At 57.7% G+C, this 24592-nt stretch carries 19 protein-coding genes, 1 tRNA gene and 1 pseudogene; 11 read left to right on the top strand and 10 right to left on the bottom strand.

Annotated elements, in window-relative coordinates:
* Window positions 1-20: 20 nt before the first annotated feature.
* The 6 genes and pseudogenes from M0412_RS00105 to M0412_RS00080 all read right to left on the bottom strand — a co-directional run bounded on the left by M0412_RS00105 (window position 21) and on the right by M0412_RS00080 (window position 6358).
* Window positions 21-1799 carry a bifunctional diguanylate cyclase/phosphodiesterase gene (locus tag M0412_RS00105; RefSeq protein ID WP_269703318.1) on the bottom strand — a complete coding sequence of 593 codons (1779 nt, stop codon included), beginning with the start codon at window positions 1797-1799 and terminating at the stop codon, window positions 21-23.
* Between the two features lie 745 nt (window positions 1800-2544).
* A pseudogene (locus M0412_RS00100) lies at window positions 2545-2647 on the bottom strand (IS6 family transposase); the annotation flags it as partial.
* Window positions 2648-2780: 133 nt separating this feature from the next.
* On the bottom strand, window positions 2781-3011 hold the full coding sequence (locus M0412_RS00095; RefSeq protein WP_142840636.1) for a BrnA antitoxin family protein: 231 nt from the start codon (window positions 3009-3011) through the stop codon (window positions 2781-2783).
* A 275-nt stretch (window positions 3012-3286) separates the two neighbouring features.
* Window positions 3287-3904, bottom strand: coding sequence for a GNAT family N-acetyltransferase (locus M0412_RS00090; RefSeq protein WP_269703317.1), 618 nt, complete (start codon window positions 3902-3904; stop codon window positions 3287-3289).
* A complete protein-coding gene (locus M0412_RS00085) occupies window positions 3901-5076 on the bottom strand; it encodes a Gfo/Idh/MocA family protein (protein WP_269703314.1) in 1176 nt (391 codons plus the stop codon). The genes M0412_RS00090 and M0412_RS00085 overlap by 4 nt, the downstream gene beginning before the upstream one ends.
* Window positions 5077-5098: 22 nt before the next feature.
* On the bottom strand, window positions 5099-6358 hold the full coding sequence (locus M0412_RS00080) for an ROK family protein (protein WP_142840639.1): 1260 nt from the start codon (window positions 6356-6358) through the stop codon (window positions 5099-5101).
* Between the two features lie 209 nt (window positions 6359-6567).
* On the opposite strand from M0412_RS00080, the gene M0412_RS00075 reads away from it, so the two are divergent.
* The 10 genes from M0412_RS00075 (at window position 6568) to M0412_RS00030 (ending at window position 18564) form a co-directional block, all read left to right on the top strand.
* The gene (locus M0412_RS00075) at window positions 6568-7527 is read left to right on the top strand and encodes an extracellular solute-binding protein (RefSeq protein ID WP_142840640.1); all 960 of its coding nucleotides are present in this window, start codon (window positions 6568-6570) and stop codon (window positions 7525-7527) included.
* Window positions 7524-9530 carry an iron ABC transporter permease gene (locus M0412_RS00070; RefSeq protein WP_269703311.1) on the top strand — a complete coding sequence of 669 codons (2007 nt, stop codon included), beginning with the start codon at window positions 7524-7526 and terminating at the stop codon, window positions 9528-9530. Before M0412_RS00075 ends, M0412_RS00070 begins: the two co-directional genes overlap by 4 nt.
* Window positions 9523-10584: an ABC transporter ATP-binding protein gene (locus M0412_RS00065; protein ID WP_142840642.1), complete on the top strand. Its 1062-nt coding sequence runs from the start codon at window positions 9523-9525 to the stop codon at window positions 10582-10584. Before M0412_RS00070 ends, M0412_RS00065 begins: the two co-directional genes overlap by 8 nt.
* Window positions 10585-10587: 3 nt before the next feature.
* Window positions 10588-11382 (top strand): inositol monophosphatase family protein, encoded by a 795-nt coding sequence (locus tag M0412_RS00060; RefSeq protein ID WP_142840643.1) that lies wholly within the window; start codon window positions 10588-10590, stop codon window positions 11380-11382.
* Between the two features lie 350 nt (window positions 11383-11732).
* Window positions 11733-12791 (top strand): LacI family DNA-binding transcriptional regulator, encoded by a 1059-nt coding sequence (locus M0412_RS00055; RefSeq protein ID WP_142840644.1) that lies wholly within the window; start codon window positions 11733-11735, stop codon window positions 12789-12791.
* Window position 12792: 1 nt separating this feature from the next.
* Window positions 12793-14403 (top strand): FAD-dependent oxidoreductase, encoded by a 1611-nt coding sequence (locus tag M0412_RS00050; protein ID WP_142840645.1) that lies wholly within the window; start codon window positions 12793-12795, stop codon window positions 14401-14403.
* 29 nt (window positions 14404-14432) lie between these two features.
* Window positions 14433-15692 (top strand): sugar ABC transporter substrate-binding protein, encoded by a 1260-nt coding sequence (locus M0412_RS00045; protein WP_269703307.1) that lies wholly within the window; start codon window positions 14433-14435, stop codon window positions 15690-15692.
* A 54-nt stretch (window positions 15693-15746) separates the two neighbouring features.
* The gene (locus M0412_RS00040) at window positions 15747-16673 is read left to right on the top strand and encodes a carbohydrate ABC transporter permease (protein ID WP_078052173.1); all 927 of its coding nucleotides are present in this window, start codon (window positions 15747-15749) and stop codon (window positions 16671-16673) included.
* Window positions 16663-17505 (top strand): carbohydrate ABC transporter permease, encoded by an 843-nt coding sequence (locus M0412_RS00035; protein WP_142840647.1) that lies wholly within the window; start codon window positions 16663-16665, stop codon window positions 17503-17505. Before M0412_RS00040 ends, M0412_RS00035 begins: the two co-directional genes overlap by 11 nt.
* Window positions 17506-17520: 15 nt before the next feature.
* Window positions 17521-18564, top strand: coding sequence for an ABC transporter ATP-binding protein (locus M0412_RS00030; RefSeq protein ID WP_142840648.1), 1044 nt, complete (start codon window positions 17521-17523; stop codon window positions 18562-18564).
* 350 nt (window positions 18565-18914) lie between these two features.
* Here M0412_RS00030 and M0412_RS00025 read toward each other — a convergent pair whose 3' ends face one another.
* Together M0412_RS00025 and M0412_RS00020 are read right to left on the bottom strand one after the other, a co-directional pair.
* A complete protein-coding gene (locus M0412_RS00025) occupies window positions 18915-20228 on the bottom strand; it encodes a sigma-54 dependent transcriptional regulator (protein WP_142840649.1) in 1314 nt (437 codons plus the stop codon).
* Window positions 20225-21976: an ATP-binding protein gene (locus tag M0412_RS00020; protein WP_269703300.1), complete on the bottom strand. Its 1752-nt coding sequence runs from the start codon at window positions 21974-21976 to the stop codon at window positions 20225-20227. The genes M0412_RS00025 and M0412_RS00020 overlap by 4 nt, the downstream gene beginning before the upstream one ends.
* A gap of 445 nt (window positions 21977-22421) precedes the next feature.
* Between M0412_RS00020 and M0412_RS00015 the strand changes: the two genes are divergently transcribed.
* A complete protein-coding gene (locus M0412_RS00015; protein WP_269703556.1) occupies window positions 22422-23678 on the top strand; it encodes an MFS transporter in 1257 nt (418 codons plus the stop codon).
* A 331-nt stretch (window positions 23679-24009) separates the two neighbouring features.
* Here the strand turns inward: M0412_RS00015 and M0412_RS00010 are convergent, their stop codons facing one another.
* A complete protein-coding gene (locus M0412_RS00010) occupies window positions 24010-24435 on the bottom strand; it encodes a hypothetical protein (RefSeq protein WP_142840651.1) in 426 nt (141 codons plus the stop codon).
* A gap of 31 nt (window positions 24436-24466) precedes the next feature.
* A tRNA-Met gene (locus M0412_RS00005) sits at window positions 24467-24543 on the bottom strand.
* Window positions 24544-24592 lie beyond the last annotated feature (49 nt).

Genomic DNA, 24592 nt, shown 5'->3' with positions numbered 1-24592 from the left:
TGAAAACAAATCTCAGACGTTTATTTATGACCGGGCGATTCAATCAGTGCACCCGCGGCTGTGCGATTGACAGCCTTGGAATAAAGAAATCCTTGGCCAAGTTCACATCCCATTGCAACTAGCTGTTCAGCCTGTGAGGAAGTTTCGATGCCCTCAGCAACAACACCGATGCCGAGATTCTTGGCAATTGCCACCAGTCCTTCAATAATGAAAGTAGCCGAATCCCCAGGCACCATGCGATGCACGAATGACTTGTCGATCTTGATAATATCGACGGGAACGGTCAGGAGATGCGTCAAGGACGCGAAGCCCGTACCGAAATCATCGAGAGCGACCCGCATGCCTTTCGTTCTCAGTCCTTTGATTTCTTCCGCGATAGCATAGTCGCGTTGGCTAAGATAAACGGACTCGGTGACTTCCAGAACAATGTGTTTTAGTGGGACGCCAGCATTTGCGAACACTGTACATAATCTTTGCTCCAAATTGCCGTTCTGAAAATCGGCAGCTGACAGATTAATCCCCACGTGTTGAAAAGGCAGGCCTCTGTCGAGCCAATTGCGGACATCTTGTGCAACGCGTAGGAGCATCCTTTCGGTTAGTTCAGCAGCCACGTGCGCATCCTTGGTTGCTTCGTGAAAATTGGCTGCGGCTGTGATTTGACCGGAAGCCGTGGTCATACGGCAAAGCGCTTCGAATCCGACGATCTCACGTGTATCGAGACGAATGATCGGCTGGTAGTGGACGTCAATTCGATCTTCGACAAGAGCAACAGAAACATCTCGGATGTCTCTGGTACGACGAGTGAGCGCAGTCCCGAGATCGGGATGAAATTCAACATATTGTCCGCGGCTACGCTCCTTTGCGTGGTAAAGCGCAATGTCCGCATTTTGACGCAATTGGGAAAGGTCTGATTCATGCTCCCTGTAGGCGCCCCCGAGCGTCACCGCCGGAAAGATGACATGTCCACCACACTCTGCCGGCGGCTTGATAGCCACGAGAATTTTGTGGGCCTTAGCTGCGAGATCAATAGGGGCTTCACCGGAGATGACGATGGCAAACTCATCTCCGCCCAGTCTGAATGTATTTTCAGCTGTCATGATCGCTGATATGCGACTTCCAACAAGCTGGATAAGGGCATCTCCTGCCGCATGACCGAACGTATCGTTGACCAATTTCAAATTGTCGATATCTGCAAGCAGGATACCGGAAATGCGGTTCTCCTGCATGGATTTCTCTTTTAGAAACTCATTGAACCGCGCGCGATTGGGAAGGCCTGTCAAGGAATCAGTGTATGCTAGTCTCTGGCGTTCCAAAACTCGTTCGTGCCGCTCTATTGCGATCAAGCATAGATGGACACTTGCATTTGCTGCCTCTTGTTCGAGATCGGTTGGATCGCGGTTTTCCCAATGGTAGAATTTGACCATCGCCACGAGACGGTTGCCCGACAGAACGGGCGCCGGCCAACAAGACTTGAAGCCGACGGGAGGAACAAAGTCCATTAAATCGACCCATGCAAGCTCTTGGTTTTCTGCTTTGGTCGAAGCTTCTTGAACAAGGGCCGAAGGTGGGCACGAAACGAGACGCTCCTCTAAATCTCGATCAGTAATCGCTGTCAAACCGTTGATGCCCGACAAAGGGCATGTAAGATCGCACGGGGCCCCTCCTTTAACTGTGGTGATGACACACAATATCCCAGGAACTCGGGCCTCCATTTCCAAACAGATGCGCTCAATAGTTGTTTCAAGCGACACACCTCTGGCGATCATTTCAAGAATAATATTCTTAAATTCAAGAAGCATGGCCCGACTTTCATGGCTTTTGTATTGGAGAATTATTGGCAGGGATCTATATTTGCCGCGAGCCTGTCCAGGCATGGCAGTCCTGCTGCTCTGCGAGTGCAAAGTAACTCTAGACGATTTTGAGGATATTTTATTTACATCTTCTGTATCGCTGCATCTTGAGCATAATGATTATGCTGATTAACTGATAGACGATACATACCTGTCGGGTGGAAAGATGCTGTCATATGGTGATGGAAATAAGATTTGATTCAGCGGAAATTTGGATTGATGTAGCCGGAAATAAAAAATCGTGGCGCTCAAGTGCTCGTCGGAGCAGATCGCAGATAGCGCCATTCTCGTAGTTTATACCGCTCTGCGCTGCGTTGAACAAAGGCAAGACTAACCTTTGATCGGTAAACGCTACGTTGTCCGTGAGTTCCATAAGTCGTTGGTGATTAAATCGCTTCACCCTTTTTGGGGACGTTCGACCACAACCGACACCAACTTGAGACCAGCGCGACCCCGGCCCGTGCCATATTCATCGACGAGTGAGCTCGCATTCCGGGCGATCGCGCTGAAATGGAATTGGCCCGTTGAGTGGCGTTGGGTGCCAGCGACGCGGTGTCGCCAGTTTCAGACTATCATTTCAGCGCCTTGCTTATCCCACAGGCTGAACGCGTCAACCCGGGTGTGCGGTATGAAATGGCGGTTGGAGTTTAGCGGCGGGGGCGTAAGATCGTGTTGATTTGATCGTGGGCCGACAGGAGGCGCTGTGCCTGAAGCGGTGGTAGGCCCAGACCGCATAGGCGACGATCTCACGCGGGAAGCAAAACCTTCAGCCGGAGTAATGAGCCAGGCATCCTCATGCCAGACCGATAATCCAAATGACCGGCTCAAACAACTTGGCAATGCCGGCTCAGGTCACCATCAACATCGGTAGAGTGATTTCGTATCAATGGCTTCGCTAAATGGGTCGGTGGTTCGAACCCATTCAAGAGCTCAATTGGACACATTCATTGCGGCTCGCAAGGTATCGTTTATGCGCTCTTGCCAGCCCGGACCGTCCGCCTGAAAATGCGCAAGGACATCGCTGTCGATCTTCAATGATACAAGCTCCTTGGTATTAGGAATTGCAGGCCGTTCAACGGCCGGCGCTGCGACCTTTTTTGCCGGTTTGAACAGCGCCTCGGCTGCGTCTTTCGGATTGGATGGTCGCCGGGGTGTTGCCATGGTCATGTCCTCTTGTGTCGTGCGCTTGAACAGCGCAACCGGTCAGTTGTTGTTTCCAGGCAGCGGAAGGACCGTAATTGCTGCTGATAAACTGGTTAGCCGCCCCCGCTCTTCGGAAGAGATCGCATATCGCGAAGTGAAACTCCACTGGCTTCCTGCAACTGCCGAACTGGTTGCCGGAAGCCTCACCCGATAATAGCCTTCGATCTCCGCTAGAAGTTTAGTTGTTCTGAAAGCCCGCCGCGCCTGCGACCGCAACGCAGACTATTTTTTCATCACGCTATCCGTTTTGCCATCAGGATCGACGGTCTCCTGTCGAGTTCCACGAACCCGAATTTCGCGTAAAAGGCGACGACCTCCTCATTTTTCTGGTTCACACCCAGATGGACGCCCGTCACTCCTGCTCTCTCCAGAGCGTTCAGTTGATGGCGCAGCAGCACCGATCCATGTCCACCATTCTGAATCTCCGGCAGGAGGTTGATATGCAGATGAGCGGGAAAGAGGTCTGTCACCTGAGGAGGTGTTCGTGGCGCGCCTTCAATGTAGGACAGAATGTCCTCATCTTCTGCTGTTTCTGCACAGAAATCGCGAAGCTCGCTCTTCAGGTACGGCCACCATTCGACCTTCAACCATTCTTCGTAAGCGATTGTATTGGGTGCCGCGACACAATAACCCATGACGGCTGCATCTTTCGTCAGCACAAAGGCATGGACTGCGCAGAAACGGACGTAAGGCAACGCCCAGAGCAGACCAGGAAGCCTTGGATCGGTGTAGAGATGTGAGCCATCCTGCCCGCCGTCAGAGGTGCGCAGGCAAATATCGAGAATTGCCGCCTCATCTGATGGTTGGGCGTTGCGGATGATGACGGATGATGAAAGGTCTGGCATCGTCATCCTCGCTGCCCCAACGCAGCAGTATGCTTGGTGAGAAGCGCGTCGTCGAAGCGCTGCCAGGTTTCGACCAGTTCAATGGTTCGACGTGCACGACGTGCCTCATCGATCTTGATTGCCACGAGCCCAGCCTCCAAAGCCGCGACGATACCGACGGATAGCGGTGCGCCCTCTGTCAGATGCAGGTAGATATCCGAGGCCATCTGGTCATCGGCACCATAGTGGTCGCTTTCATGCCCTTCGTAACGTCGCTCGATAAGCTTTTCGCCCGTTACGGCGGAATGAACCTCGAAGCGATTGCGGATGAAATCACCCTCGGCCATTCCTTTGCTGCCGATAACGCAGAAGCGGCGAAACTGATCGGGAACGTTGAGGTTGGTATGAAATGACATCGTCGCCCCGCCCTGATATTCGATGATCGCGGTCTGATAATCGATAATATCACCGTCGCTCTCGAACACGGTATCGCCCTGCAGCCAACCGCTCGGTTTCTTATAGAATTCCTGCTTCTGAAATTCGGAAAGGCGATCCGGCCTGTTTTCCGCAACAAACGACTTTCGTCCTCCAAAGCTAGCGACGGCCATCGCCCGCTGCCCAACGACACTGCCATAGAGATCGATATCGTGACAGCATTTTTCCAGGATGAAAGGGCCTGCGTAGCGCGTATGCCGCCGCCAGTCGCGCATGAAGAACGCGCCGTGGTAGGGTGCGATATGCTCGGACGCCTCGATCGAGATGATCGCGCCGATGTGGCCCTCAGCCTGTGCTGCATGCAGATCTCTGTAGAGATCAGAGTAACGCAGCACGAGGCCCACGATAACGCTATCACTGCCATATTCAGCGAGCAGCCGTGCCATCCTCATCGTCTGGTCTTCATCGATCACCACTGGCTTTTCTGTGAAGACCCGGACGCCCGCGCGCAATCCGGCAGTGATATGATCCAGATGGAGAAAATTGGGCGAGCCGACCATGAAAAGATCCGGCCGCGTCTGCGTCAGCATCGTCTCCACCGTCTCGAAGCGGCGCGGTTCCGGCAGACCGGAAGATAGAATGTCCGGCAGTCCCGCAGGCCGGGGATCCATCAGCCCAACGATTTCCAGTTCGGGGCAGGCCTTGCGGAACGAGGCAATAACATTAGCAAGCCGAAACCCAAGCCCGGCAACTGCGATTTTCATGTTTTAGTCCTGTCTGCGAGAGTTAAATAAATCGGGACGAAGTGTCATCATCCGTTGGTGCTCCGGCGACTCGATCGAAACGTCTTTCGAAATCGATGGCCTGGCTGCGTCCGCGCATGGATGAGAGGCGCCTGAAGTCCGGGCTGCCATGGGCAATCACGGGCAGCATGGCCGCGCCGATGGCGGCGGCCTCCGGTCCCAGGGCACCGGCACACAGCCGGGGAATTTCCCGGTGGCTTCGGGCGCTGACGGAGGGCAAAAGGGGGTACGCCCGGTCGATCAGGGAATTGGTGAGGATTGCAGGAAAATGCCCTCCGACCACGATGGTCTGCGGGTCCATGATGTTTTCAAGCAGCGACACCAGCAACCGCAAACGCCTAGAATTGAGATCTAGCCACCGCATCAGAATACTGTCGCGTTGAGCGTAAAGTTTCTCTAACACGCCAGGCCGCGCAATCTCCCTGCTTTTGCAAGACAGCATCGCTGCGAGCTCGTCGATGGAAAACGGGGTCTGCCCGACCGCATCCGGGTTGGCGAGCTCCGCCGGCCATGTAAGCAGACCGATTTCTCCCGCATTGTTCCAAAATCCCTGAAGCGGCATGCTGTCATTGATGATGCCGGCACCAAGTCCGTAACCGACGAAAATATGAGCGTAATGCGTCAATCCTGTCGCACTGCCGGCCCTCAGTTCGGCAACTGCTGCGGCTGTCGCGTCATTCTCGATGATGGTGGGGAGGCCACATACATCTTCGATGGCCTCTGCCACCGGTATGCGGTTCCACGCATCCCAACCTGGCGGACCGACAGGATGTTCAAACTCCGCCTCCTGCAGTGTCGGCATGGCAATGCCGATGCCCCAGGCAGGACGGTCCACCGAGACCGAGCGCAGATGCTGCGTCAAGTCAGCGATGGCGCGGATTGTATCAGATGGATCCTCAAGCGATGCCGATGCGGTTTCGCGTCCCAGCTCCCGCCCCGCCAGATCGCAGACGATACCCACAAGTCCATCGCGATCCACATGAATGCCCAGGCAACAACCTGCTTCGGCGCGAATCCGTAACTTTTTTTGCGGCGCACCGCGCGCACCCTCCTGTTGGATTGTTTCCACCACCAGCGAGCGATCGATCAGGTCCTTGCAGATATTGGACATAGTTTGCGGCTTCAAACCCGTCACATCAACAAGGTCCCGCCGGCTGATGCCATCGCCGGACCGGATAAGATCGAAAACGAGGCGACGATTATAACGGCCCGAATATGTGTGGTTGCTTCCCATCAGGCTCATGGATGCCGATTCCTATTTAATCAATTAAATGGAATTTATCAGGGTGCGCCAAACGCGTCAAGCAGACAGAAACAGCTGAAAACAACGTTTATATCAAAATACCACATCTCAATATGCGTTTTCGACGAAAGGGTGGCTTGATTTTTAATCCGGTTAATGGAATTAATTGGCTACCTTCTTCTCAGTGACTAAAAAAGGGGAACATAGTCATGGTGAAATGGACCTTACGGCGGATTATGGCTGGCGCTTTTGCGTCGGCATCAATCTTCAGTGTCGCAAATGCCGGAGAGCTGGTCGTCTACACCGCTCATGGGGAGGCAACATCAGCGCCCATCCTCGATGCTTTCGCCAAGGCAAATCCGGATATCAAGGTGACCGTCGTGCGCGGCGGGACAGGCGAGCTCATCGAGCGCCTTCGCGCTGAAGGTGGCAACTCCTCAGCGGACGTAATGTGGGGCGGACCGACCCAGACTTTCGAAGAAAATGCCACGCTTTTCCAGGCGTACGAGAGCAAGTCGGACGCCAACATGATGACGACCGATCCCAATCACATCTGGCATCCGTTCACGGTGCTGCTGCAGCCGTTGATCGTCAGCACCAAGCGCGTCGAGGCGAAATCGATACCCAAGACGCAGAAGGATCTCGTCTCGCATGACTTCGCGAAGGACGGTGGCCTGATTATTCCAGACCCTGGGAAATCCGGTACAGGTTATGTCATCCTGTCGGCTCTTGCAGGCAATTTCGGCTGGGATTTCGTCGGCCAAATGGCCAAGGGCGCGCGCATCGCCCCGGGGTCCGATGACGCATTCAACGCGGTGCGCGATGGAGAAGCGGCAATTGGCTGGATCAACGAGGATCTCGGCGCCAAGTGGAAGGCCCAGGGCCTGCCGATAGATATCGTCTATCCGTCGGATGCCGTTACCGGGCAGATCGATGCTCAGGCCATTGTCAAAGGTGCCGAACACATCGACGACGCCAAGAGCTTCATCGATTTTCTCGGAAGTAAGGCTGCACATGAAATCGTCCGCGATGCCACCGTTCGCCGTTCTGCCCGCAAGGATGTAACGCCGCCGGCCGCTCTGCCCGACATGTCCTCTCTCACGATCGTTTCCGCGGTCGATCCGCGGCCCGTAGTCGTTGCCCGGTTCCAGGAGCTTCGCGGGAAATGAAGGCGCTGCGCGACAACTGGCTTATCTTTTCCATCGTCGCGCTCGTGCTTTGCGGCCTGACGATCATCGTCCCGCAAATTCGCGTCATTGCTGCCTCCCTTCTGGAAGAGGGCGGTCGTTTCACCCTGCTGCACAACAGGGATGGACTGCAATCTGTCCCGGAAATGACCAGCCGCTACGACGTGGCGAAACTCCCTGACGGCCTCGTCATATCGTTGAATACGACGGACGGCCTGACTGTCGATGTCGAGGACGACCGAACGCTTCGCCTCTCGTCGCAACAGCCGATTTTGGTTGGCAAGGACGAAGGCGGGCTGCTTGAACTCGATCTTGGCTCCGCTCGGTTTACCCTGTCGCAACAGGCGCCGCGCGGGCTTTTCGCCACAACGGCTCCAGCGCCCTTGGATATCAAGGCGCAATCGTCCAACGCCGTTTTGCTGTCCCATGCGGTAAACGCCTACATCACCTTTGAAAACAAGGCGTTGTCGCTCTCTCCCGTTCATTATATAGATTTCTTCACACGCTCGGAGACCCTTTCGGCGACGATAAACAGTCTGCTGATTGCACTAACGTCTACCGGGTTGGCCGCCTTAATCGGCGTGTCTCTCGCCTATCTTGTTGCGCGTTATCGGGTCGCGGGGAGCACGGCTATCGTTTTCCTCGTCACCATGGCCTCTGTGTCGCCGCCATTTCTGGGCGCGTATGCCTGGCGGCTGCTTCTCGGGCGCAACGGCGTTCTGACAAACTACTTCGGCCTCGATGTCTCCATTGTCGGCTTGCATGGCGTCATCTGGGTCATCACCTGGCTGGTCTTTCCAATCATCTTTCTCCTCAGCCATAGCTCGTTCCAAAGTCTCGATGCTGGCCATATCGAAGCGGCAGAAAGCCTTGGCGCCAAGCCCCCACGCGTTCGCATGTCGGTGGAAATTCCGCTGGCACTTCCCGGCATCATCACGGGTCTTTATCTCGCAACGATGGCGGCTCTGTCAGATTTCGGAACGCCGCGCATCATCGGCCTCGATGTCAACGCGCTGCCGGTTCTGATCTACACGTCCTTCCTCAGCGAGGCGGGACGCAATCCGGCGCTTGCGGCCACGGGATCGATGGTGCTCATCACCATCTCCAGCTTGTTTCTCATGGCACAGCAAATCTATCTGGCGCGGCGCGGTTTTGCCGTGGTCTCTTCGCGCGCATTGGAGCGCAAACCACTCTCGCCTCTTGGCCAGGCATTGGTGCTTGGATCAGTCATCCTTGCACTCCTAATGGCATTTACCCCTCATTTAACGGTACTGATCTCCAGCTTCATGGAATGGCGTGTGGGCTTGCCCAGAGCAAACTTTACCCTCGCAAACTACACGACCATGCTGCGCACCGGCATGGGGCCGGCATGGGTGACCTTGTCGCTCGGCATTGCCGGGACGCTGGCTGCAAGCGCAATCGGCCTGGGGATCGCCTATGTCATTATCCGCAAGCGCTATCGAGTCTTGGCACCCGTTCTCAGCCTTACCGTCATGATGCCTTACGTCATTCCTGGCACGGTGCTCGGTATCGGCCTGATCATGATGTTCAACAAGGCGCCGCTGCAACTGACCGGCACCTGGTTTATCCTCGTCCTTGCCTATCTCATCCGCAACCTGCCCTTCACGGTAAAAGCATCAGAGGCTGCCCTGCGTCGGGTTCACCCTGCACTGGAAGAGGCGGCGATCAGTCTTGGAGCGCGGCCATTCAGGGTGTTCCTCACGATCACTGCACCTCTGGTCCTTGCGGGCGCGGTCACCGGGGCAACACTCACCTTCCTTCACATCGTCACTGAGCTGTCTTCCACCATCGTTCTCTATCGCCCGCCGTGGAAGCCTATGACGGCGGTGATCTTCGAGAACACGCTTGTGGACGCCGATTTCGGTGTCTCGGCGGCGCAAACAATCCTCCTGATGCTGATCATTTATATCCCGCTCTATTTCATTGTCCGCTATGGCCAAATTCGAGGAAAATCCGGTGGTTGAAACCTCATCTTCCAAAACTCCCACCCAAGGCTGCGAGGTCGTCATTGATGCCGTCTCCAAGACCTTTGGCAATCACGCAGTCTTGAAAGACATCAGCTTCACGATCAGGCCTGGCGAATTCTTCACGCTGCTTGGGCCATCCGGTTGCGGCAAGACCACGCTTTTGCGCGCCCTTGCAGGCTTTCACCCGATTGATGGCGGGAAGATCCTGTTTAACGGCCAAAACGTGACCACTCTTCCTGCCTGGGACAGGAATATCGGTTTCGTGTTCCAGAACTACGCGCTCTGGCCGAACCAGACCGTGTTCGACAATGTTGCTTACGGGTTGAAGCTAAGAAAAATTCCCAAAGGCGAAATCGCCGAAAGAGTTCACTCCGCATTGGCACAAGTCGAGCTTCATGGTGTTGACAAGCGCTTTCCTGCAGAAATGAGCGGTGGCATGCAGCAGCGCATTGCGCTGGCGCGCGCACTCGTCATCAACCCGCCGCTGCTTCTCATGGATGAGCCGATGTCCAACCTCGATGCGCGCCTTCGCGTGGCTCTTCGCCACGAATTACGCAGCCTGCAGAAGACACTCGGCCTGACAGCAATCTACGTTACGCATGATCAGGAAGAAGCCCTGGAAATGTCAGACCGGATTGCCGTCATGCAAAATGGTGTCGTGCAGCAGCTTGCAGACCCTCAAACCATCTATTCGGGACCGGCGAACCGTTTCGTTGCCGAGTTCGTCGGCAGCGCGAACTTTCTGGAGGGCAGTTTTGACGAGACAGGCTTCCTGATGGCAGACGGATCAAGGCTCCCTATCACCGGAAAGAGCCACCACGGTAAAGGCACGCTTGTGGTGCGTCCCGAACAGGTGATGATCCGCGAATGCGGTAGCGCTCTTGTAGACGCCAGAGTGGAAGATAAGCGCTTCATGGGCAAAGCCTGGACGCAGAGCCTTCGGATTGACAGCGGGCCAATCTTATCGGTGGAAACACGCAGAGCGCTCGATCTCGGTTCGCGCGTCGGTGTCGATTTCGAGACCTTTACCTTTCTACCTTCGGGAGCATGAATAATGGCGGACCAGTCGCTTGACGAACTGATGCAGATCGCGTCGTCCGCGGCCCTTGTTGGAGGTGCCGAATTGAAGAAGCATTTTGGCGCTGTCTCGGGCGATAGTGTTCAGCGAAAGGCGTTGGGAGATTATGCATCCCAAGCAGATCTTCGCGCCGAGGAGGCGATTGCCACCGTTCTGGCGACAGTGGGCGAGGGCTATGGCTTCGTCGGTGAAGAAACCGGTGCACGTAAGGCGGACGCGCAACGTCGCTGGGTGGTGGACCCCCTCGACGGGACGAGCAACTTCATCTGGGGGATCCCCTATTTTGCCCTCAGCATCGCCCTCTGCGACGACGAAGGCGAGCTGCTGGGTGTCGTCCTGGACCCATTGCGTGGCGAGATGTTCACCGCAATTCGCGGCTTGGGTGCCCGGCTGAACGGCGAAAAACTGGCTCCGTTAGAAGAAAAGCGGCCGGAGGAATCTATCATCTCTCTATCCATGCCGATCCACGGACAGTTGAAGGCAATCGACCGCAGCACCTTCTTCCAAGCTCTGGATTCCATCACTAACGAGACAGCAGGCGTCCGGAGACTTGGCTCGGCAGCACTTGATCTCGCCTATGTCGGGGCCGGAAGGCTCGACGGCTACTTCGAAGATGGTCTCAGCCATTACGATTACGCCGCTGGCAAACTTATCGCTCAGGAAGCGGGAGCTCTCGTTACCTCGCTCACGGGCGACATTCCAGCAGATGGCGGCTCACTGCTGGCTGGAACCTCTTCCCTGCATCAATGGCTCAGAACCAAGTTTCAATAGAAGTCAGATTCGTTGCTCGGGGGGTTATCGACAAGCGCGGGCTCTGTTGAAAATTTCGACTTTGGCCGAATGACCGTTAACCGGGGCGTCGATTATACGCGAAGCCTTGCGCACCAGAGCCGGGACTTATCGTGCGCATCGATACGCCAGATCTTTCTTATATCCTCGGCAGCCTCTGCTGGCAGCACCAGGTCTATGGCTGAAAAATGTCTGATGGCTCCACGCAAATGGCACGCTTCGCTCTGACACATCATCACTCAACACCGCACTCTTGACATCCTCTCGCAAACCCTGTTTATACGTATCAGCAGCTAATACGCATTAGCAATTCGACTGAAGATGAGGTTCCGATGGTTAGGCGGGTGACGCAACGTGATATTGCGATCTTCGCGGGGGTCAGTCAGGCAACGGTTTCGCTCGTGCTGAACGAAGCGAAATCCGCGGAAGGCCGCATTCCGCCTGAAACGCGCGAGCGTGTGCTGAAGGCCATTCGCGACACCGGTTATGTGGCGGACCCCATCGCGCGCAGCATGGTCAAGGGCGCCAACCGGATCCTGGGTGTTTTCACCTATCAGCCGGCTTTCCCGATTGCGCAGGCGGATTTCTACACGCCTTTCCTGATGGGAATAGAGGAGGAAGCAGAGAGGTTGAGCTACGACCTTCTGCTGATGACGGCTGCGGCGCGCGACGATAACGGCCGCAAGCGTATCTTCGGGGAAACGGGGCGGCTTCGACTTGCTGACGGATGCCTCATTCTGGGCAGTCAGTTCGACAGCGATGAGCTGGCCCAGCTGGTTGCCGGTGACTATCCTTACGTCGCAGTCGGTCGTCGTGACGATGCCGGCGGGCCCGTGCGTTATGTTGGCGCGGATTATGTGACGGCCACTCATGCACTTGTCCGAGAAGCACTTGCCGCTGGCCATCGCCGCTTCGCCTTTATCGGCGCGACGGGTCCGGCGGAATCCATCAGCGATCGCTGGCGTGGTTTTCTCGCCGCAATCAAGGGCGCGGCGGAGCTGGTCTATTCCCACGAAAGTGAAAATGGCGATCCGGCCGAGCAGCTGGCCGCTGTTCGCGCCAGCGGAGCAAGCGTCGTTTTTTTTGCCGAGGTGGCCGAAGCGGTGGTCTTCGACAATCATGCCCGTGCCCAGGGGGTGAGTGTCCCCGCCGATCTTTCCATCGTGGTGCTGGGCAGCGGCACCCGCACGCATACGCTTCGGTTGCAACGCGTCTTCACCTCCTATGCCATCCCCCGCGAAGAAATGGGCAGGCAGGCGACTTCCATGCTGGTCGAGACCCTCACCAGCCCCCCCGGCCCCGTAAAGCAGATATTGCTGGGCTGCGACATCGTGGCGGGCGAAACGCTTGCCTCCCCAACTCAAGGCCCAACTCAAGGAAAGAGAACCTGACGTGAGAGAATACAATGCAGATATTCTTGTGGTTGGCGGCGGACTTGGCGGCGTGGCGGCGGCGCTCGGGGCCCTGCGCAACGGCCGCAGCGTTATCCTGACCGAAGCATTCGAATGGATTGGCGGCCAGCTGACCAGCCAGGCCGTACCGCCCGACGAACACAGCTGGGTGGAACAGTTCGGGATCACCGCCAGCTATCGCGCCCTGCGCACGGGTGTGCGGCAATATTACCGCGACCACTATCCGCTCACCGACACAGCCCGGGCCGATCTGACGCTCAACCCCGGAGACGGCAACGTATCTCGCCTGTGCCATGAACCACGCGTTTCGCTGGCGGTGATGGAGGCAATGCTGGCGCCTTACGCAGCGGGCGGCAAGCTGACCATCCTCAAGCCCTATGAGCCGATATCAGCAGAGGTCGACGGTGATACCGTGCAGGCCGTGACGCTGCGCCATTGCAATACCGGTGATCTCGTTTCCTGCTCGGCCCGCTATATCATCGACGCCACCGAACTGGGCGATCTGCTGCCGCTGACCGCAACCGACTATGTCACTGGTTTCGAATCCCAATCCGAAACCGGCGAGCCGAGCGCGCCGGCGGAGGCGCAACCGCATAATCAGCAGGCCGTCTCGATCTGTTTCGCCGTCGATCAGGTTGACGGCAATCATGTCATCGACAAACCCGCCCGGCATGACCACTGGCGTCAGGTTGCCCCCGAATTCTGGGGCGGCCCGCTATTGAGCTGGGACTCGCCCAATCCGCGGACACTGGAGCGCAGCCGCCGCTTTTTCGATCCCAACCCGGTCGACAACGCAACACGCGACGTTGCCGACCAGCGCCACAGCGCCGGCGATATGAGCCTGTGGATATTCCGCCGCATTGCCGCCCGCCATACATTTCGGCCCGGCGCCTATGCCAGCGATATCTGCCTCGTGAACTGGCCAATGATCGATTATTTCGAGGCGCCGATCATCGACGTTACCCCCGAACAATATGCCGAGCGGCTGGCCGATGCGGCAAGCCTCTCCTATTCCATGTTCTACTGGATGCAGACCGAAGCGCCCCGCCCGGATGGTGGTCAGGGTTTTCCGGGCCTGCGCCTGCGCGGCGACATTACCGGCACGGAGCATGGTCTGGCCATGGCGCCCTATATCCGTGAAAGCCGTCGCATTCGTGCTCTGACCACGGTGGTCGAACAGGATCTGTCGCTTGCCGTGCGCGGCGATCGCGGCGCGGTGCATTACCCCGACAGTATCGGTATCGGTATGTACCGCATCGACCTGCACCCCTCGACGGGCGGCGATAACTATATCGATGTCGGTGCCTGCCCTTTCGAAATCCCACTCGGTGCTCTTATTCCCCGCCACAAAACGAACCTGCTGGCGGCATCCAAGAATATCGGCACGACGCATATCACCAATGGTTGTTACAGGCTGCATCCGGTCGAATGGAACATCGGCGAAGTGGCCGGCATGCTGGCCGCCTATTGCCTTGACAGGGGCGAGACCCCGCATGGCGTGCATGCCGATGAAAAGCGGCTGGCGGAGTTTCACACCCACATCGAACGCCAAGGGGTGGAGCGCCATTGGCCTGATATTCGCGGCTACTAGCCAAAACGTATAATCTGGGAGGATTATTCATGCGCAGGAGTATAGTCAAAATTGCATTGACCGGTTTTCTGGTCACATCCGGGCTGGTTTCGCCAGCTTTGTCGCAGGAATTGCGAATGGCCATCTGGAGCGCCAACGAAGCCCATCTCGCCCTCTTCAACGAGATCGCCGATGAGTTCGAGGCCAGCCATCCCGGCGTCAAGATCACCTACGATTCGCTTGCCTACGAAGGTTATGCCACCACCCTGACCACCCAGATCGCCGGTGGAAACCCTCCCGATCTGGCCTGGCTTTTCGACACGACCGCACCTGACTTCATGGCGGCTGGGGCGCTTTATCCCCTTACCGAAACCTTTGCCAATACCGAAGGTTACGACATGGGCGACTTCCCCCCGGCAACACTCACCGCCTGGTCTTACGAAGGTGTACAATATCTCTATCCCTTCTCGACATCGCCCTTCGGCGTTTTCGTCAACAACGACATGATCCGGGCTGCAGGCGCAAAGACGCCCGCCGAGATGATCGCTGCCGGCGAATGGAACTGGGACAATGCCATTGCGACGGCCGCGAAAGTCGCGGCCACCGGCAAACAGGGATTGATCATTCGTGATTTCGAATACAAGGCCTGGGAAAACCTTGCCGAAGTCTATACCGGGTGGAATGCCTATCCCTGGTCGAAGGATACAAAGTCCTGCGCTTTTGCCAGCCCGGAGATGGTTGATGCGATGCGCTTCATCCACGATGCGATCTTCGTGAAAAAAGCCATGCCAGGCCCCGGTGTTTCTGCCGACTTTTTTGCCGGGGATGCGGCGATGACGACCACCCAGATCAGCCGCGCAGCGCTGCTGCCGAAAGGCGACAAGGCGTTCGACTGGGATCTCGTGCCGTTGCCTACAGGACCTGCAGGTGACTATGCCGTTACGGGTCGGGCCGGCATTGGCGTCATGGCCAGCGGCAAAAACCCGAAGCTTGCGGCGGAATTCCTGGCGTTTTTCTCCTCCAAGCCTAATGTGGCCAAGCTCGCGCGGTTTTTCCCGCCAGCACGGCAGAGTCTGCTCACCGCCGATGTCCTCGCAGCCGCCAACCCATTGCTGTCGCGTAAACAGATAGAGGCCGTGGTCATTCGTGGCGTCGCCACCGGTCAATCAACGCAGCAGGTCCGCAATTTTGCCCGGCTGCAACAGACCGTTCGCGCTGGCCTTGACGGTCTCTGGCGTCCCGATGCCGACGTCACGGCTGTCCTGCAAGCGCTCTGCGGCCGTCTTGACCCGTTGCTGGCGGCCAATTGAGGCTTGGTAGTCATCCGATTTTCCGTGGATGCGAAAGCAGAAGGAAGAAAAGCCATGACGCTTGCCCTCCAGACAGCGCAGACACAGGCCCGGCGCGGTTTCTGGACCATGGCGCGCCGTGACGCCGCCACCGGTTATCTGTTCATAGCGCCGCAACTCATCGGTATCGTTGTCTTCGTGCTCGTGCCGCTGGTGCTGGTCTTCTGGTATTCGCTGCATGAGTGGAACGTGCTGGCGGGATCGTTCCGGTTCACCGGCGTCGCCAATTACCAGAAGCTGCTCAGCGATCCGGCCATAGGCGAAGTGCTGGCGGTGACCGCCGTGTTCTCCGCCGGGCTTGCCCTGCTCAATATGAGCCTGGCGCTGGGGCTTGCGTTGCTCCTGAACCAGAAGCTGGCCTTCATGACCGTGTTCCGCACACTGTTCTTTTCCCCTGTCGTGGTGTCGCTGGTCGCCTGGACAATCGTGTGGAGCTTCCTTCTGCAGAACAATGGCGGCATCAACGGCCTCCTGCAAATGATCGGCGTCGAGGGGCCCAACTGGCTGCGCCACCCCACGACGGCAATGATCTCGGTCATCGTGGTGCAGGCGCTCAAGAACCTTGGTCTCAACATGATCCTGTTTCTTGCCGCACTACAGGGCGTGCCGCGGGAACTGTTTGAAGCCGCGCGCGTCGACGGTGTGCCGCGCTTCAAGCAATTCTATCGCATCACCCTGCCGATGATCAGCCCGACGATCCTGCTCGCCTCCATCGTCACCATTGTCGGCGCGTTGCAGGTCTTTGCGCAGATCATGATCCTCACACAGGGCGGGCCGGGCTTTTCCACGACGGTTCTCGTTTATTACCTCTATCAGCAGGCCTTCCAGTTCTACCTCTTCGGTTATGGCTCGACACTCTCCATCATCCTGCTGGTCATTGTCGGCGCGCTCACCTTCATCCAATGGCACCTGCGCAGAAAGTTCGTATTCTATGAAAACTGAACTCAGCCCACGCGCGCAGACGCTGATCTATTTCACACTCTGTGTGCTGCTTGTCCCCTTCGTTTTTCCGACCTGGTGGATGGTCACGTCGTCGGTCAAACCCGTCAGCCAGATATTTGCCTTTCCGCCTGATATCTGGCCGCGCGCCTTCGATTTTTCGTCCTATTCCGACGTTTTCAGAATACAGCCCTTCGCGCTGCAATACTGGAACTCCGCCTATATCGCCGCAATCGTCACCATCGGCACCATGGCAGTGGCTTCGATGGCCGGATATGCCTTTGCACGCATCAGGTTCCCCTTCGCCAACGCCATCTTCATGGTGGTGCTGGTGGGGTTGCTCATCCCGTCAGAAGTGACGCTGGTTCCGCTGTTCCGGATGTTTCTCAAATGGGGCATGATCAACACACACTGGCCGCTGATCCTGGTGCCGATCTTCGGTGCGCCGGCGGTCTTCGCCACCTTCATCATGCGCCAGTTCTTCATTTCCCTGCCGGTGGAACTGGAGGAAGCCGCCCGGGTCGATGGCCTCGGCCGGTTCAAGATATTCTGGACCATTGCCCTGCCGCTTGCCCGTCCAGCGCTGGCCGCCGTTGCGATCTTCACATTTCTCGGCAGCTGGAACCTCTATCTCGAACCCATAGTCTTTCTCTCCAGCCCCGATAAGTTCACCCTGCCCCAGGCATTGACACAATTTACCGACGCCTATGGCGGACCGATGTGGAACATCCAGCTTGCCGCCGCAACGATGACCGCCATTCCCGTACTCATCGTCTTCATCGTTGCGCAGAAACAATTCGTCGAAGGCCTCGCCCATACCGGGCTTAAAGGCTAATCGAAAGGCTGACCTATGGCACCCGTTACCCTTAGATCCGTCAAGAAAAGCTATGGCGCATTCGCCACCATCCATGGTGTCGATATCGATATTGCCGATGGCGAATTCGTTGTCCTCGTCGGCCCTTCGGGCTGCGGCAAATCCACCCTGCTGCGGATGATCGCAGGCCTTGAAACCGTGACCAGCGGCGATATCTCGATCAGCAGCCGTGTCGTCAACGAGATCGAACCGAAAGACCGCGACATCGCCATGGTCTTTCAGAACTACGCGCTTTATCCGCATATGAGCGTGGCCAGGAACATGGCCTTCTCGCTCGAGCATCGCGGCGGCAGCAAGACCGAGATTGCCGAGCGGGTGAGCTGGGCGGCGGACATATTGGGGCTGACGCCATTGCTCGAACGGTTCCCCCGCCAGCTTTCCGGCGGCCAACGGCAGCGTGTCGCCATGGGCCGCGCAATCGTCCGCAATCCTCAGGTTTTTCTGTTCGACGAACCGCTCAGCAATCTTGATGCCAAATTGCGCGTGGTGATGCGCGGTGAAATCAAGGGATTGCACCAGCGTCTGGGGGTCACCACCGTTTATGTCACGCATGACCAGGTGGAAGCCATGACCATGGCCGACAAGATCGTAGTCATGAATGCCGGACGGGTGGAGCAATGCGGGGCGCCGCTCGAGCTTTATGACCGGCCCGCCAATCCCTTCGTCGCGGGCTTCATCGGTTCGCCGGCGATGAATTTCATCAAGGGACAACTTACGACCAATGGCTTCGAGGCTGACGGCGTCATTTTGCCCCTCCCGGCAGGCTCCGCCACAGGCGAAGCGATATACGGCATCCGCCCGGAACATTTCGAGCTGGTCAACCAAGGCCTCACCGCAACGGTTTTGCTGGTGGAGCCAATGGGGTCGGAAACGCAGGTTACGATGATGCTCGGCAATCATCAGGTCATCGGTGTTTTTCGCGAGCGTGTACAGGCGCAGCCGGGGGCGACCATCCAGATTCAGCCGGATCTGGCATCGATCCACCTGTTCGATGCCAGGACCAGTCAACGACTAAACTAGCGGACCGCGCGCCATGACATGCCATTGCAAACCGAACCTAAAGGCGCACCGCTGCAGATCCGAGCGGCGCTCCGACGACACTTGTTGGCGCCGATCAGACCCATATGTCTTGAACAGCGTCACACGAACCACGCCAATCATCAGATGTACTTTTTGAGCATTCATCATAACTCGAGAACGAATTCGGGTCGGGCCTCAGGTCAGGATGAAAAATCTTCCAGCGTCAGACCGAAGTCGACCGGTCTGCTGGCCGTTCCACTTTGATCGAACCAGGAACATAAAATCAAAGCCCAGTGACCACTGAGGGTGAAGTCAGCACAAGTGCTCAGGCGCGACCACGAGTTGACGCCTCAACGCGGCTTTCTGAAGAAGGCGGGATGAATCCCCAAGCGCTGCAACCGCGCGTAAAGGCTTCGCCGGGGAAGATTCAGCGCCTCTGCGACGGCCGTTGCGTCACCGCCATGGCTTTGGAGTGCCTGGGTCAGAAGGCTTGTCTCGAAAGCATCCATCTGTTCGACCAGACCCAACCTCGTCGACGCTTGGCGGTGCGGTGAGGCAAGCCCAAGCGCGACCTGCGTTGCATAGTTGCGCAATTCGCGGATATTGCCCGGCCATTCATTGCTCAGGAGAAACGCTTCGATCTCCGCATCGATCTGCGGACTGGGGAGCCCATGGCGGCGCGCTGCATCCTCTAAAAACACATGGAACAGGATGGCAATGTCCCCCTGCCTTTGACGCAGTGGCGGCACACCGAGGCGCACGGTCTCGAGGTGATAAAGCAGATCCTTGCGGAAGCCTGCCCTTTCATCGTCACCGGCAAGGTGTGTCCTCGTCAAGGTGGTAATGATCCTGACATCGACGGGCGTCGTCCCGCCGCTTGGATTGGGCATTTCCCGGCTTTCCACCACGCCTAGCATCCGCCCCTGCATCAGGGAAGACATGGTTTCCGCCCCATCCAGAAACAGCGTTCCACGCTGGGCCTCGGCAATCAGCCCACGACGAAGGCGCGTGCCGAACAGTGTCTCGTCAACCATCGCATCCGAAATTGACGCGCAATCGACGCGGATGAATGGGCGCGCGCGGCGCGGGCTTCCCTGGTGCAATAGCCTGGCAATCAGCTCCTTGCCCGTCCCGGTCTCGCCTTCGACAAGCACATTGACGTCCGTCGGAGCGACCCGTTCAATCAAGTCCCGCAACTGGACCATAGCGGGCGTCTGGCCGAGCAGCGGCGATGTCAGTTCCGCCTCGAGAGCCGCCTGACGCAGCCGCCGATTGTCGACGACCAGACGGCGGGTTTCCAGCGCGCGTCGGACGGAGGCGATCAGATGGTCCGTCATGAACGGCTTTGCCACGAAATCGAAGGCGCCCCGCTTCAAGGCGGCGACTGCCATGGCGATATCGCCATGCCCTGTCATGAGGATGACCGGCAATTCGCGATCGCGAGCAAGGATTGCATCGAACAGGTCGTTGCCATCGAGGCGCGGCATGCGAAGATCGGTGACGACGACACCGGGCAGCGTGGTGGAGAGGCTGGCAAGCGCCGATTTGCCATCGTCATGCACCTCCACCTCCAAGCCGGCGATGGCGAAGCTGTCCGCCAATGCTGCACGAAAGGCGATATTGTCTTCAACGAGCAGGATCTTCTCTGGTGCATTCTGCGTCATGCCGCCCTCATGGTAACGGTAAAGGCCGCGCCCCCAAACGCCGACGCCGTGATGGTGAGAGCGCCGCCAAGATCGCTCATGATATCCTGGGCAATGCCAAGACCAAGCCCGAGGCCATTTGGCTTGCCGGTCACGAAGGGCTGAAAGACTTGCTTGCCGAGCTGCGGATCGATGCCCGGGCCGTTATCGGCAACCGTCAGGCAAATCATGTCCTCGTGATGCTCCACCGTTATCGCAATCTCCGGATCGGCGTATCCCTCCAGCGCGTCCATGGCGTTCTGCAACAGATTGACCAGAACCTGTTCGAGCGGCACTCGCTTGCCAAGCACGCCTGGTTGACCACTTGGCGGCAGGGTCAGGCGAATGCCTGCCTTCCGGATCCGGTCTTCCATCAACAGCATCGCGCCCGCGATAATACCATCCAGGGGTTCTTCGCCGATTTGCCCCTCCCCCTTGCGGGAGAAACCGCGCATTTCCTGCGTCAGCGTGCCGATCCGCTCCGTCATCGCAATCATCGTGCTGAGACTGTCGCGAACCCGCTCGCTGCGACTGGCCGCAAGGTGGTGGAGCGCATTTTCCGAAAGGGTGCGGATGGTAGCAACCGGCTGATTGATCTCATGCATGAGGCCAGCAGTAATGGAGCCGACAGAGGCGAGCCGATTGGCCTGTGCCAGCTCCTCTCGCGCTTCTCGGTAACGCTGATCGGCAATCGCCCGATATCCCATTTCTTCACGCAACTGCGCCGTTCGTTGAGCAACCGCCGCCTCGAGGCTGCGCCGCTCTGCAGCGCGTCGTGCCGTGCGATTGGCCTGCCACCAGACGCCTGAACCGGCGAGAAGCAGAAGCGGGAGGATGGCAAGCGCGGCAAGCGTGGCCCGCCGGTCGGCAGCGATACGCGCCGGTCGCGTGTCGAGAAGATGCAGGATGCGAAGATCCGTTCCGGCAATGGGAAGTGCGGCATAAATCATCTCCGCGCCCTGCGCCGTCTCGATCCGATCCGGTCCCGCAAACCGATAGTGGCCGGGCTCGAGCTTTGCATCGCCATACTGGCCGATCGCATCGATCCGCTGACGAACGGCGGTAGGCAAAGGAGCAAGGGTTGTGAGAATCTGGTCCTTGTCGGGTGCCGCCAGAATGATGCCGTTGGCATCGACGATCAGCGTGCGCCCCGGATCACCGGCCCAGATGGCGGAAAGCGCGCCGAACTCATATTTGACGACGACGACACCGGACGCGGCATCGCTTTGGCCGACGCGCCGCGCCAGAAACAAGCCTGCCTGACGGGTGAGCAGGCCCGCGCCATAATACTCCGCCTTCCCCTCCCGCATTGCGCCGGTGAAATAGGGACGGAAGCCGAAATTCTGCCCGACGAAGCTCCTGTCGTCGCGGGCATTGGAAGCGGCCACGGCAACGCCATCGCGATTGATCAGATAGATATAGGAGGCTCCGGTCTCTCGCACGAGAGAACCGAATTTCTCGCTGAGCCGCGCTGCCGTCTGCGGATTCTTGGTCGATAGAACATCGACGAGATCGCCATATTCACCGAGAACGATCGGCATCAGCCGAAAACGGGCAAGCTCGCTGTCGATCAACAGGCTGTGCTGGCGCACCAGCAGCTCAGCCTCCTCCGCCAGCTGCTCCGACGCCTGCCGACGCGACCAAAGGGACGCTCCACTCCAGACGAGAGCAATAACGACGAGGACGAGCAGCACCAGCACTAGGATTTGTAGGCGAGATTTCAGAGACATCTGTGCAGGATATTGCACAATCAATCGAAACGCCATGCAAAAATCAGCACAGATTTTGCCTCAGACCTTTCGGATATATCAATTAAATTGATTAGATTCAGATAGTTAATTGATCATCAATCAATCCTTCACATGACATCCCACCCTGCCGCAGATTGCATGAAGAGGACGCGCCGTCGGGAGGATGGCCGAACAGCTTTAAAATCAACGGCCATGTGCTGATCAGCAAGGACGCTTTCTGCGGGACGCTCGCTGGTCACTCGGAGGGAATATCCCAGGCTCAAGCCGCGCGTCACGATCTTGGCCCTGCCTGGAAGAAGGCACCGGGCGTCTTTGTAGAACTTGACCAAGGGAGGGTCTGAGTGTGTTGATCGAGACTGGAAATACTGTCACCCACGGAGCTGCAAATCAGGCTGCCGCGCAGTCGCCAGACCGCAAGCAGCGCCTGAAATCGATTATCGGCGGTTCAACGGGCAATCTCGTCGAATGGTTCGACTGGTACGTCTATGCCGCGTTTGCGCTCTACTTCGCACCGCACTTCTTTCCTGCAGGCGATCAGACCGCACAGCTCCTTAATTCCGCAGCCGTCTTCGCCGTCGGCTTCGTGATGCGCCCCGTCGGCGCATGGATCATGGGTCTTTATGCCGACCGCCATGGCCGCAAGTCCGGACTGGCGCTTTCAGTGACCCTCATGTGCCTTGGTTCGCTGATCATTGCCCTGACACCGGATTACCAGACGATCGGCGTTGCCGCACCGACGCTTCTCGTCATCGCCCGCTTGCTGCAGGGTCTCTCCGTCGGCGGCGAATATGGCGCCTCTGCCACCTATCTTTCCGAAATGGCGGGCAAGGAACGCCGCGGCTTTTTCTCCTCCTTCCAGTACGTGACCCTTATCTCGGGCCAGCTTCTGGCGATTGCCGTCCTCATCATTCTACAGAACGTCATGACCCCGGAAGATCTCAATGCCTGGGGCTGGCGCATTCCGTTCTTCGTTGGCGCGGCGCTGGCCGTCGTCGTCTTCTGGCTGCGTCGCGGTCTTGCTGAAACCGAAAGCTTCAAGAACGCCAAGGCTGAGGGCACGCCGAAGTCTGGCTTCTGGCAGCTCCTGACCAAGCATCCGAAAGAGACCGCACTTGTCATGCTCCTGACCGCAGGCGGCACCCTGGCCTTCTACGCCTACTCGATCTACATGCAGAAATTTCTGGTCAACACCTCCGGCTTCTCCCGTGAGGTCGCCAGCGAGATCAACGCCGTCACGCTCTTCGTCTTCATGCTGCTGCAGCCACTTGCGGGCGGACTGTCCGACAAGATCGGCCGCAAGCCGCTGATGGTGACATTCGGTGTATTGGGCGTGCTCTTCACCTACCCGATCTTCTCGGCTCTGGAACATGCCAAGGATCCGCTGACGGCCGGATTGCTGGTCATGGCCGCACTGGTGATCGTGACGGGCTACACCTCGATCAACGCAGTGGTCAAAGCAGAGCTCTTCCCCGCCCATATCCGCGCGCTCGGCGTTGCTCTTCCTTATGCGCTCGCCAACACACTCTTCGGCGGCACAGCGGAGTTCGTTGCATTGCGCTTTAAGACCGCCGGTTGGGAACAGGGCTTCTACTGGTACGTCACCGCCATGATTGGCGTGTCGCTCATCGTCTACTTGTTCATGCGTGATACCAGCAAGCAGAGCGAGATCATCGAAGACTAAGAGGGAGAGGGGGTAGCCCCCCCTCGACTCACCTCCGAGGCTTGGCTGCCATCGGCGTTCAGCTGCCTACGCGCTACAAGTACAACCGGCGGCACACTTCGATGCCGTCTCCTCTGCTTCAATACTGCCAAAGCCGGCGGCGCTTGCGCTGCAGGTCTGTCCGAACCCATCCGTATCTGGACACGGCTACACTTTAAAGTTTATCGGCTCCGAGACATCCTGCATGAGGGTTGGGTATCAACCTGATTGCATAGGCCTTGCGGTAATGCCTTTTCCTCGGAGCGAGTTTACCGCCGGACTTACCGGATTTGCCACCCTTCCCTTGCTCTTTCTATACACGCTTCTCGACCTTATTCTGAAGGGTGGTGCTGCCGACAGGATCAACGCGAAGATGGTGGCGCTCGAGGCGCGCAAGAAGGAGCTGGTCGGCTTCCTCGACGATGCGGAGGAGCCACCTCCCCTGCTGCATCCCAATCTGGCAAAATATTATCATGAGGAGATCGCTGCTCTCCACGACCAGTTGGGCAATGAAGAAACGCGAGCACTGGCGGCCGACAAACTTCGCACGCTGGTCAGCCGCATCGATCTCGTGCCCGACGGCGCGGAACTGGTGATCGTGCTGCGCGGCGATCTTGCCGCCATCCTGACGTTTGCATCTGGCAAGAGGAAGCCCGAGTTTCTCAACGAGCGGGCACTTTTGGAAGATCTCATGGGCCGCGCTGATCAATCCGGTGCCCAGAAACGCAAAAAGCCCCACGAAGGGGCTTTATTGGGATCACAGGGATCGTTGGTTGCGGGGGCAGGATTTGAACCTGCGGCCTTCAGGTTATGAGCCTGACGAGCTACCGGGCTGCTCCACCCCGCGTTACCAGCGCAAGTTCGCAGAACTTGTCGCGAGAGCGTAACCGCATGGC

Origin of the sequence: Agrobacterium sp. O3.4 (assembly GCF_041414895.1) — a bacterium.
Lineage (GTDB): Bacteria > Pseudomonadota > Alphaproteobacteria > Rhizobiales > Rhizobiaceae > Agrobacterium > Agrobacterium cucumeris.
The sequence above is the reverse complement of the archived record's forward strand: the minus strand, read 5'-3'. Positions and strand labels throughout refer to the sequence as shown.

Bases quoted from the DNA above. Each gene is read 5' to 3' on its own strand.
- M0412_RS00040 (WP_078052173.1), top strand. From the start codon at position 15,747: ATGACGCTTGCCCTCCAGACAGCGCAGACACAGGCCCGGCGCGGTTTC.
- M0412_RS00030 (WP_142840648.1), top strand. From the start codon at position 17,521: ATGGCACCCGTTACCCTTAGATCCGTCAAGAAAAGCTATGGCGCATTC.
- M0412_RS00020 (WP_269703300.1), bottom strand. From the start codon at position 21,976: ATGTCTCTGAAATCTCGCCTACAAATCCTAGTGCTGGTGCTGCTCGTC.
- M0412_RS00095 (WP_142840636.1), bottom strand. From the start codon at position 3,011: ATGGCAACACCCCGGCGACCATCCAATCCGAAAGACGCAGCCGAGGCG.
- M0412_RS00055 (WP_142840644.1), top strand. From the start codon at position 11,733: ATGGTTAGGCGGGTGACGCAACGTGATATTGCGATCTTCGCGGGGGTC.
- M0412_RS00075 (WP_142840640.1), top strand. From the start codon at position 6,568: ATGGTGAAATGGACCTTACGGCGGATTATGGCTGGCGCTTTTGCGTCG.
- M0412_RS00060 (WP_142840643.1), top strand. From the start codon at position 10,588: ATGGCGGACCAGTCGCTTGACGAACTGATGCAGATCGCGTCGTCCGCG.
- M0412_RS00045 (WP_269703307.1), top strand. From the start codon at position 14,433: ATGCGCAGGAGTATAGTCAAAATTGCATTGACCGGTTTTCTGGTCACA.
- M0412_RS00105 (WP_269703318.1), bottom strand. From the start codon at position 1,799: ATGCTTCTTGAATTTAAGAATATTATTCTTGAAATGATCGCCAGAGGT.
- M0412_RS00085 (WP_269703314.1), bottom strand. From the start codon at position 5,076: ATGAAAATCGCAGTTGCCGGGCTTGGGTTTCGGCTTGCTAATGTTATT.
- M0412_RS00070 (WP_269703311.1), top strand. From the start codon at position 7,524: ATGAAGGCGCTGCGCGACAACTGGCTTATCTTTTCCATCGTCGCGCTC.
- M0412_RS00090 (WP_269703317.1), bottom strand. From the start codon at position 3,904: ATGACGATGCCAGACCTTTCATCATCCGTCATCATCCGCAACGCCCAA.
- M0412_RS00035 (WP_142840647.1), top strand. From the start codon at position 16,663: ATGAAAACTGAACTCAGCCCACGCGCGCAGACGCTGATCTATTTCACA.
- M0412_RS00025 (WP_142840649.1), bottom strand. From the start codon at position 20,228: ATGACGCAGAATGCACCAGAGAAGATCCTGCTCGTTGAAGACAATATC.
- M0412_RS00080 (WP_142840639.1), bottom strand. From the start codon at position 6,358: ATGAGCCTGATGGGAAGCAACCACACATATTCGGGCCGTTATAATCGT.